Consider the following 10,449-nt stretch of genomic DNA (forward strand, 5'->3'; position numbering starts at 1 on the left):
GTTGAAACTTGTGCACAATCTTTCCCTGACCCAAAGAACCAAAACAGAGGCAAGAACGATTTTTCTTCGTTCCTAGCCGCTGTTGCAAATAAAGTTTCGACTAGCTTATCCGACATCAGTTCCAAGCCTTGATTTTTGGTTACCTTTTTATCAAGAAAAAGGTAAGAGCCCCTCGGCGGCGGTGAGCCGAGGCAAGCCCGAGCAAGGGGCAAAACCTACAATTGTCATTCTGAACGCAGTGAAGAATCTTTCGGTAAAAGATCCTTCGTGCCTCAGGATGACAGAAAATTGTTAGAAAAAAACGATGAGTGACTGCCGCATCAATCGCAGATAACCCAGAGTAGTAAGATTGCTTTCCCGAAAGTTCGGGACAGGCTATCGGCTGAAAAAGCCTCATCGCAATGACGGATTTATTGTTGTAGTAGAATGACGATCGTATTATAGCGAGCGCCTTAAACCCCTATCCGCCTATCGGCACCTTTCCCCTGAAAGGGAAAGGGCTAAAAAACAAATTACCGCACCCTGCAATGTGCGCTAGGCGATCTGCATCATGCTATCGGCCTGGCAGATTTTCGCAGGAAAAAGCACGGAAATCTGTGCACTCCCCATCATTACCCCACAACCCAAGGCAGGATCAAGCGGGTGTGCTGGGATAAGCCAGGGTAAGCGCCTCGATACTGCCGCAATTAAGATTTCCGTAGGTTTTTACAAGAAAAGATGCAAGCCTTGATTGTTTGTTTCTTTATCATCAAGGATAAAGAAAGAGCCCCTCGGCGGCGGTGGACCTGTACCGATTTTTCATCGGTAGCCGAGGCAAGCCCGAGCCTGGGGCAAAACCTACAATTGTCATTCTGAACGCAGTGAAGAGTCTTTTGGTAAAAGATCCTTCGTGCCTCAGGTTGACAGAAAATTGTTAGAAGCAAAACCACCGTGTGACTGCCGTATCAATCGCAGATAACCCAGAGTAGTAAGATTGCTTCCTCGGCTGAAAAAGCCTCATCGCAATGACGGATTTATTGTTGTAGTAGAATGACGATCGTATTATAGCGAGCGTTTTAAACCCTTATCTCCTTACCTGTACCTTCCCCTGAAAGGGAAAGGGCTAATTCCAAACAGTAATAGGAGCCTAAAATTTATCAACATCCAACCTAAATACCAAAGAAATATATAAATTTATATTTTAATACCGTACTCCACAAGCTTTTAACAAAACAAACAACTAAAATTAACCTCATTCTAATACTGAATTAATATTCTACGCTTATTTTCGTAACCTAATCATTCTATATGGCGCTACAATTACTCCAATAAAGCTTTCCAGCTAAAAAAATCGTTGTCAGGCAAATGATTTTCGCACAATTGCTATAGGTATTTGCCTTATAGTAGCGATGATTTGCGCTGAATGATCAAAAATCTTCTAATTACAATCCTTATTATTCTATATGGCAAAACGCTAATCTGATCATTCGAATCCTCGCGGGACCGTTCCCGAAAAATAAAGCAATTACGCTTAATTCGCTTCGCTAACTTATTCAAAAAGATTAATTCATCATTTCATATCCCYAAAAAACTTATATGAAAAAACTTTTACTATTATGTTTTACAATGCTTTTGGCAACTTCGTTGTTTGCCCAAAGTTTTAATGGAACCTACAATTTCAGTAGTGTTTCTACCACTACAGGTAAAACGGACCCTACCCCGGTTCCAACTGCAACCGGAGTTACTTTCGGTTCTTTTACGGCTAATGGAGCTGTTTCCGCAAACCCTAACGCAACTGTAAGGTTTTCTTTCACCAGTCAGCCTACAGGCGCAACCAATGCCAGTGATGTTTTTACCGGCACAATAGATTTAACCAAGTATTACGAAGTAACCATCACGCCTGTTACAGGTTACACCCTAAACATTACGGGGATTAAATTCACCCTGCAACGTTCAGGAACCGGGATCAGGCAATACAGTGTACGATCGAGCAAAGACAGTTATGCAGCTAACTTACCAGCCACTGTATCACCCTTTATGGTTACAATGCCGAAGCTGCCGGAGGTACATTTAGTATAGATGATGTAGTTATTTCTGGATCTGCAGTTTCTGGTACTGACAATACCCCTCCTGTAAATACGGCCTTATACCCAAAAACATCAAATATTACCTCAACCTCTTTTAGCCTTACCCATAATATCGATGAGCCGGGTAAAACTTATTATGTTGTTACCGCATCAGGCAGTCAAGCACCAACACCTGCACAGGTAAAAGCTGGATTAAACGGGAGTGGTACCGCAGCCATTAAATCTGGCGCTTTGATCAATGCAGCCAATACAGATGTTAGTACATCCATTACCGGGTTAACCGCAACTACAAATTATGCGGTGTACGTGGTGGCAGAAGATGGTGCCAGCACGCCTAATTTACAAACTTCGGTTACGCTCCTAAATGTAACAACACTGGGTTTGGCAGACGTTACCCCACCGGTAACCGCAGCCACTTATCCCAAAACAACAACGGTTACCACTACCTCGGTAGCTTTTGCAAACAACATTAACGAAGCAGGTACCACTTATTATGTGCTAGCCCTTTCGGGTGGAACCGCTCCAACACCTGCACAGGTGAAAGCCGCACAGGATGGAAGCGGAGCTGCAGCTTTAAAATCTGGATCATTTGCCAACACGGCCAACACCGATGCCAGTGCATCCATCACCGGTTTAACAATCGGTACTGGTTATACCTTATATGTTGTGGCACAGGATGCAGCCGGCAATTTACAAACCACAGTTGCCGCGGTAGATGCTACCACTGCTAATCCTCCTTTGGTAAGCGCACCCGTAATCATCAGCCAATATTACGAAGGTACCTCTGTAAACAAATGGATCGAATTAACCAACCTGAGCAATGCCCCGATCAATACCGCATCACCACAGTTAAAATTAGCTTTATACAATATTTCGGGCGACGCGGGTAACATCAACATCACTGGTACACCTTCGCAAACAGTAAATTTAAACTTTACCATCCCGGCCCATGGCTCCGTACTTTTGGGCAACACGGGCAACAGCACGAGCGAAGTTCCATATTTAACCCCAGCTAGTGCTATACTGAACAGCAACACCGTAATCAACTTTAACGGTAACGATGGTGTGGCCCTTTTAGATGCCAACAACAACATTATCGATGCTTTCGGTCAGGGGGTTAACGCCAAAGATGTTTCTTATGTAAGAAGTTTGAATGTAACCGCACCTAGTCCTACTTATGTAGACGACGATTGGACCAGAACACCACTGGCTACCGTTCAAAATGCCATTGATGATGACGATGCCAATAGATTGGGTGTACATTTCCCACCTAACTTACCTGCCTGCGCCGCACCAAGCAGCCCTGCAACCGCGTTGGTTTTTAGCGCTGTAACCACAGGCAGTATCACCGCTACTTTCACTAAATCGGCTGATGCCAACGAATACCTGATCATCAGAAGTTTAAATGCCACCTTAAGCGCGCTTCCGGTTGATGGTACCGCTTATGCCATTGGTTCTTCTTTTGGTGGGGGCACGGTAATCAATAAAATTGTAAACAATACTTTTACCGATAACAATTTAAACAGTTCTACTACTTACAATTATTTTATTGTTCCGTTAAACAACCTTTCTTGTACCGGCGGACCGAAATATTTAACCACCAATATTTTAACCGCAGCACAAACTACTAAAACCTTATTGCCTTGTGCCACTCCAACGGCACAACCTACAGGTTTTACCATTACTTCTGCTAACTATAACTTTATCCAGGCTTCTTTCACCGCCACCAGCGCAGCTGATGAATACCTGGTGGTGATGAGTACCAGCAATACCTTAACCGCAGCACCGGTAAACCAAACGGTTTATAATGTTGGCGATGCTTTAGGTGGTGGTATCGTGGTGAAAAGAGGAACGGGCACTTCATTTATCAGAAATGGTTTAACCCAGAACACCAATTATTACTTTTTCACCTATGCGGTAAACAGTGCTTGCAGCGGTGGCCCTTTATATTTAACCACACAGCCCCTTTTAGGGAACTTTAAAACCGGTATCCTAGATGTAAACAAACTCAATTTCTATTATGGTAACTTACACAGTCACAGCAGTTATTCTGACGGAAATAAAGACGATTTAACCAAAAAACCAGAGGATGATTATGCTTTTGCCAAAACGGCGATGAACCTCGATTTCCTTGGGATATCAGAGCATAACCATACCCAGGCCGGCATGTCATTGGCCAACTGGCAACCGGGTATCATTGCAGCCAAAAATGCAACCACTTCTACTTTCGTTGCTTTGCACGGTATGGAATGGGGTGTAATCAGTGGCGGCGGACACGTAATTGTGTACGGTATCGATTCACTGATCGGCTGGGAGCCCGGCGAAAACCAGATTTATGTACCTAAAAGTACTTATACCGGCCCTGCGGGTTTATTCAGGATCATTAACCGCCATGGTTTAAATGCCGTAGCTACTTTGGCTCACCCCAATACTACCGATTTTAACAACATCTCGGCCACTTACGATTTAAGTGCCGATAGCGCCATTGTAGGTGCGGCCTTAGAAAGTGGTCCTGCATTTTCGACCAATGTTACCTATTCCGATCCCGCCAGCTCAATGAGTTATTTAAGCTATTATAACCGCATGCTGGCTAAGGGTTATCACCTTGGTGCAACCATCGATCATGATAACCACAATTTAACCTTTGGTAAGCACACCCGTGCAAGGTTGGTGGTATTGGCTCCTGCCCTTACCGAGAACGATTTATTGGATGCCATTAAAAAGATGCGTTTTTATGCTTCAGAAGATTCGGCCGCGAAAGTCGTTTTCACCATCAATAAACAACCTGTAGGCAGTGTATTCAAAACCGCCGGTGCACCACAGATCTCGGTGAGTTCGATTACCACAAGTGCCGTAACCAGCATCCGGATTTTATACGGAACACCTGGAAGCGGTACCAATCCGGTAGAATTAACCACTAGCCCAACCGCAAGTTTAACCTATACCGATAATGCCTTGGCCAACCTGGCCACAGGTTATTATTATGCTGATATTGTAGAGGCAGACGGAAGCCGGATCATTACCTCCCCCATCTGGTACACCAGGGATGATGCAACCGTTAAGAAAGACCAGAACATTACCTTTACTGCCACCAGAACGGCTACTTATGGCGACCCTGATTTAGTTGCAGGGGCTACGAGCGACAATACGGCCATTAACATCGAATACACCAGCAGCGATACCAATATTGCCACCATCAGCAATAACGATATCCACATTGTAAAAGCAGGTACCGTAACCATTACGGCCAATCAACCGGGCGATACTTTCTTTAACCCGGCAGTTGCCAAACAACAGGTATTAACCATTGCCCCTAAGGCCATTACGGTAACCGCAGACGCCAAAAGCAAGCTAGAAGGAACAGCTGATCCCGCATTTACTTATGTTTCTAGCCCTGCATTAATTGGTACCGATGCTTTTACAGGAGCATTAAGTCGTGTGACGGGCGAAACCGCAGGCGATTACGCCATTCAGCAGGGAACGCTGGCTTTAAGTAGCAATTACACCATCAACTACAATGCTGCCAATCTTCATATTAATGCCAAACCGGTTGCCGCACTAAGTGCCAGTGTTGCTGTTCCACAAAACGCCACTGCTCCGGTAATTACCTTTAGGGCAACTGCAGGCACAGCACCGTTTACATTCACTTATAACATCAATGGCGGTAGCAGCCAAACATTGAAGGCAACAAGCAATACCGCAACAGTAACGGCACCAACTAACGTGGTGGGCACATTCGTTTACACCATCACCAACATTGCCGATGCTTTTAGTGCTCAGGTGCAAAATGTTTCAACCACGGTAACGGTTCGTCCCTTACCAGTAGCCACCATTGCAGGTAATACATCCGTATGTAACTTCGGTTCATCACCAAACATTACCTTCACAGGTTCGGTTGGCACAGCACCTTATACCTTTACTTATACGGTAAATGGTGGTAGTAACCGCACGGTAAGCACAAGCTCAACTACGGCAACGGTTAGCGTACCAACCAGCGCAACAGGTACATTTACCTACAATTTAGTAAGCGTGACTGATACCTATGCTACCCAAACGCAAACCGGAACAGCCATGGTAACGGTAAATGCCCTTCCTGTGGTTTCCATCAGCAGCAACAAAGGTTTATCGATTTCTAAAGGCGATGCCATCGTTTTAACGGCTACAGGTGGTACACAATACAGCTGGACTGGCTCGGATATCGTTAGCGGACAAAGCACTTCAGCGCTCACCATCCGACCGAAACAAAGCGGCACCTATAAAGTAACCGTAAGCAATGTAAGTGGTTGTGTGAGCGATCAAAGCATTGCCATTACCGTAATAGACGATTATAAACTCGAAGCCAGTACTGTAGTTACGCCGAATGGTGATGGTTATAACGATAAATTTATCGTGAAGAACATCGATTATTATCCAAACAATACCTTGAAGATATTCGATAAGGCCGGGCGGATTTTATACACCAAACATACTTATGCCAACGACTGGGACGGAACCATAAACGGCAGTCCGCTAAACGAGGGTACCTATTACTACATCATCGATTTGGGTAGCGGCATTGGTACATTCAAAGGTTATATCAACATCATTAGAGACTAATTACAGACATGAGAGCAATTACAAAAAACATAAAGCAAATGCGTCGCGTAACGTTTCTATTTGCTGCAGGCACATTATTTTTCGGATCTGTTAAAGCGCAGATCCTTCCACTCAATGCACAATATTTCCAGAACCGTTACCTCGTTAACCCCTCAATGGCCGGTATCGAAGCCGGGTTTAACATCAACGGAAGTTTCCGCAAGCAATGGTCTAACATTCCAGGTGCCCCCATTACACAAAGCGTAACCTTAGATCAGCAGCTGAACAAAGTGGGTTGGGGTGTAAACATCTACAACGAGAAATCGGGCGGTATCCAACGCACCAAAGCAGTCGGAACCTTTGCTTACCACCTTCCGCTAAACAGCGATGACCAGAAATTAAACTTCGGGATCTCTTTTGGTGCCAGTCAGGATAAGCTGGATTTAAGCAGTATAAGAAACAGCGACATTAACGACCCATCCATTGCCCGTTTTAACGACAGGGGTTATTATGTTGATGGCGATTTCGGGATCTCTTATACTTCGAAAGGATTAACCGTTGAAGGTGCCGTACCGAACATGCGTTCCGTTTTCAGAAAAGACGATTTAAACTTTGCCGACAAACCAACGTTTTATTCGGCGGTCAGTTATAAGTTCATGCTGGGATCAGGCATAAACGGAATCAGCCTCGAACCCAAAGGTGTTTTCAGGGGCATCAAAAATTACGAAAACTTATGGGATGCTGGTTTAAATGCAAATTTTGCCAACGATAAACTGTACGTAATGGCGATGTACCACAATACCCAGAACGCCACCTTTGGTTTCGGCATGAACTACAAATCGACCTTGTATTTTATGGCTTATTACAACACCGCAACTTCCGCAATCAGTGGTTATACCGATGGCGATTTTGAAGTGAACATCAGGGTAAATATTGGCAAGAAGCCTTAATTTAAACGACTGTCGTCATCCTCGCGCATGCGGGGATCMTAATGCAACAAAACGAAAAGCCGCAGACCGAAAGATCTGCGGCTTTTCGTTTTAGAAGAATTATCGTCATTTCGGATGGAGTGCAATCCTGAAATTTCGGGAGAGAAATCTTTGAACCACGTTATAGCAAGCGACTTAAACCCCTATCCGCCCGTCAGCACCTTTCCCCTGAAAGGAAAAGGACTAAAAGACAAATTATCGCATCCTGCAATATGCTCCATGCTATCTGCATCATGCTATCGGCCTGGCAGATTTTCGCAGGAAAAAGCACGGAAATCTGTGCACTCCCCATCATTACCCCACAACCCAAGGCAGGATCAAGCGGGTGCGCTGGGATAAGCCGGGGTAAGAGCCTCGATACTGTCGCGATTAAGATTTCCGTAGGTTTTTACTAGAAAAGATGCAAGCCTTGGGTTTTTGTTACTTTTGGGCCAAGCCAAAAGTAAGAGCCCCTTCGGCGGCGGCGAGCCGAGGCAAGACTGTGCGAAGGGCAAAGAAAAGCGACTGCTTTAAGGTTCCCGCCTGCGCGGGAATGACGACCGTATTATAGCGAGCGCCTTAAACCCCTATCCGCCTATCGGCACCTTTCCCCTGAAAGGGAAAGGACTAAAAGACAAATTACCGCGTCCTGCAATATGCTCCATGCTATCTGCATCATGCTATCGGCCTGGCAGATTTTCGCAGGAAAAAGCACGGAAATCTGTGCAATCCCCTCGTTACCCCACAGCTCAAGGCAGGATCAAGCGGGTGCGCGGGGATAAGCCAGGGTAAGAGCCTCGATACTGCCGCGATCAAGATTTCCGTAGGTTTTTACAAGAAAGGATGCGAGCCTTGATTGTTTGTTTCTTTATCATCAAGGATAAAGAAAGAGCCCCTTCGGCGGCGGCGAGCCGAGGCAAGCCCGAGCAAAGGACAAAGAACAGCCAGTGCTTTAAGATTCCCGCCTGCGCGGGAATGACGACCGTATTATTACCCTACATTTCTTTACAAAAACATCCCCCTTTCCCCCTTATTTCATTACTTTTACCTTCATGGCCAAACTCATCAACCTGGACGTTTTTAAAAGATTTTTCCGCTCAGAACAGATCGGTGGATTTATATTATTAATCTGCGTTGCCATTTCCCTAATTATTGCCAATTCATCTGCTAAAGATGCTTTCATCAATTTCCTCGAAATTAAACTGGGCTTCGGTCCGGTAAACTATAGCATTTTGGCGTGGATAAACGACGCCTTAATGGCCATATTTTTCCTGCTCGTAGGACTCGAAATCAAACGCGAACTCGTAGAAGGCGAATTATCTTCTGTTAAGAGTGCGGCTTTACCCGTAATCGCTGCCTTAGGTGGCATGCTGGTTCCTGCCTTGATTTATTTCTTATTCAACAAAGGCGAAACTTCGGCATCAGGCTGGGGCATCCCAATGGCAACCGACATTGCCTTTGCCCTCGCCATTATCGCCATGTTGGGTAAAAGCGTACCCACCAGTTTAAAAATATTCCTGGCGGCTTTAGCCATTGTCGACGATCTCGGCGCCATTCTCGTCATCGCGATTTTTTATACCCACCAGATTCATTTCGAATACCTGGCCATGGCTGGGGGCATCCTCATTCTTTTAGGACTGATGAATTATTTCGGCGTAAAGAAACTCGTGTTTTACCTCATCCCGGGCATATTCCTTTGGTATTTCATTCACCACTCGGGCATCCATGCCACCATTGCAGGCGTATTACTGGCTTTCACCATCCCTACCAACGAAACAGATGAAGAATCGCCATTGGAAAAACTGGAGCATTTTTTAACCACGCCGGTAAACTACATCATTATGCCCATTTTTGCACTGGCCAATACCAATATCACTTTCCAAAAAGAAATGCTGGCCGGACTGGTTTCTCCTCTAGGCCTCGGCATTATCGTAGGCTTATTCGTGGGTAAAACCATTGGCGTAACCTTTTTCAGCTGGCTCGCCGTGAAATTAAAATGGGCCGATTTACCCACCGGAGCAGGCTGGAAACACATCTTAGGTTTGGGCATGCTCGCCGGAATCGGTTTTACCATGTCGATCTTTATTGCGCTACTCTCTTTTAGTGAGGTGCTGCATGTTTCCGAAGCGAAGTTTGCGATTTTAACCGCTTCGATCCTATCGGGTGTGGTGGGTTTTGTGTTTTTGAAATCGGTTAAAGCTCAAGGGTTAACCACAGAAGGCAATTTAACCACAGAGGACACAAAGTAAAACACAGAGGGGCCACAGAGCCCCTATCCGCCTATCGGCACCTTTCCCCTGAAAGGGAAAGAGCTAAAAGACAAATTACCGCACCCTGTAATATGCCCCATGCTATCTGCTCCCCTGCTATACGGGACTTTAAGATTCCCGCCTGCGCGAGAATGACGACCGTATTATAGCGAACGCCTTAAACCCCTATCCGCCTATCGGCACCTTTCCCCTGAAAGGGAAAGGACTAAAAAACAAATTACCGCACCCTGTAATATGCCCCATGCAATACGCTCCTTGCAATCTGCACCTCGCTATCCGGTATAGGATATGATGGAAGGAGAAAACGTTAAAGCTTTAGCACTTCCTTTCAACCTACCACTACCCCGAGGCAGCACGCCCTCCCCGATCCTTCATCGGGGGCTTGTGCTGACGACTAAAAAAGCTTTAACGAATTTATCCGACATCAGATCCAAGCCTTGATTTTTGGTTACCTTTTTATCAAGAAAAAGGTAAGAGCCCCTCGGCGGCGGTGAGCCGAGGCAAGACTGTGCGAAGGGCAAAACCTGCAAAGGCAATGCATTACGAACGCATTAAGATTGCGTCGTACCC

4 protein-coding genes are annotated in these 10,449 nt (G+C 45.5%); all 4 read left to right on the forward strand.

The window, feature by feature from the left end; genetic code table 11:
* Positions 1 to 1,575 precede the first annotated feature (1,575 nt).
* The 4 genes from AC1DND_RS12055 to nhaA all read left to right on the forward strand — a co-directional run bounded on the left by AC1DND_RS12055 (position 1,576) and on the right by nhaA (position 9,858).
* Positions 1,576 to 2,058 carry a hypothetical protein gene (locus AC1DND_RS12055; RefSeq protein ID WP_477581902.1) on the forward strand — a complete coding sequence of 161 codons (483 nt, stop codon included), beginning with the start codon at positions 1,576 to 1,578 and terminating at the stop codon, positions 2,056 to 2,058.
* A 239-nt stretch (positions 2,059 to 2,297) separates the two neighbouring features.
* Entirely contained in the window at positions 2,298 to 6,662 is a 4,365-nt protein-coding gene (locus tag AC1DND_RS12060; protein WP_477581904.1) for a CehA/McbA family metallohydrolase, read from the forward strand.
* Positions 6,663 to 6,700: 38 nt separating this feature from the next.
* Positions 6,701 to 7,591, forward strand: a complete 891-nt coding sequence (locus tag AC1DND_RS12065; RefSeq protein WP_477581906.1) for a PorP/SprF family type IX secretion system membrane protein — start codon at positions 6,701 to 6,703, stop codon at positions 7,589 to 7,591.
* Between the two features lie 1,070 nt (positions 7,592 to 8,661).
* Positions 8,662 to 9,858, forward strand: coding sequence for a Na+/H+ antiporter NhaA (nhaA, locus tag AC1DND_RS12070; RefSeq protein WP_477581908.1), 1,197 nt, complete (start codon positions 8,662 to 8,664; stop codon positions 9,856 to 9,858).
* The last annotated feature ends 591 nt before the right edge of the window (positions 9,859 to 10,449 follow it).

Source organism: Pedobacter sp. 01N416, assembly GCF_056399685.1.

What these genes read in the sequence shown, in the direction of transcription:
- AC1DND_RS12055 (WP_477581902.1), top strand. Translation starts at nt 1,576, where the DNA reads ATGAAAAAACTTTTACTATTATGTTTTACAATGCTTTTGGCAACTTCG.
- AC1DND_RS12065 (WP_477581906.1), top strand. Translation starts at nt 6,701, where the DNA reads ATGCGTCGCGTAACGTTTCTATTTGCTGCAGGCACATTATTTTTCGGA.
- nhaA (WP_477581908.1), top strand. Translation starts at nt 8,662, where the DNA reads ATGGCCAAACTCATCAACCTGGACGTTTTTAAAAGATTTTTCCGCTCA.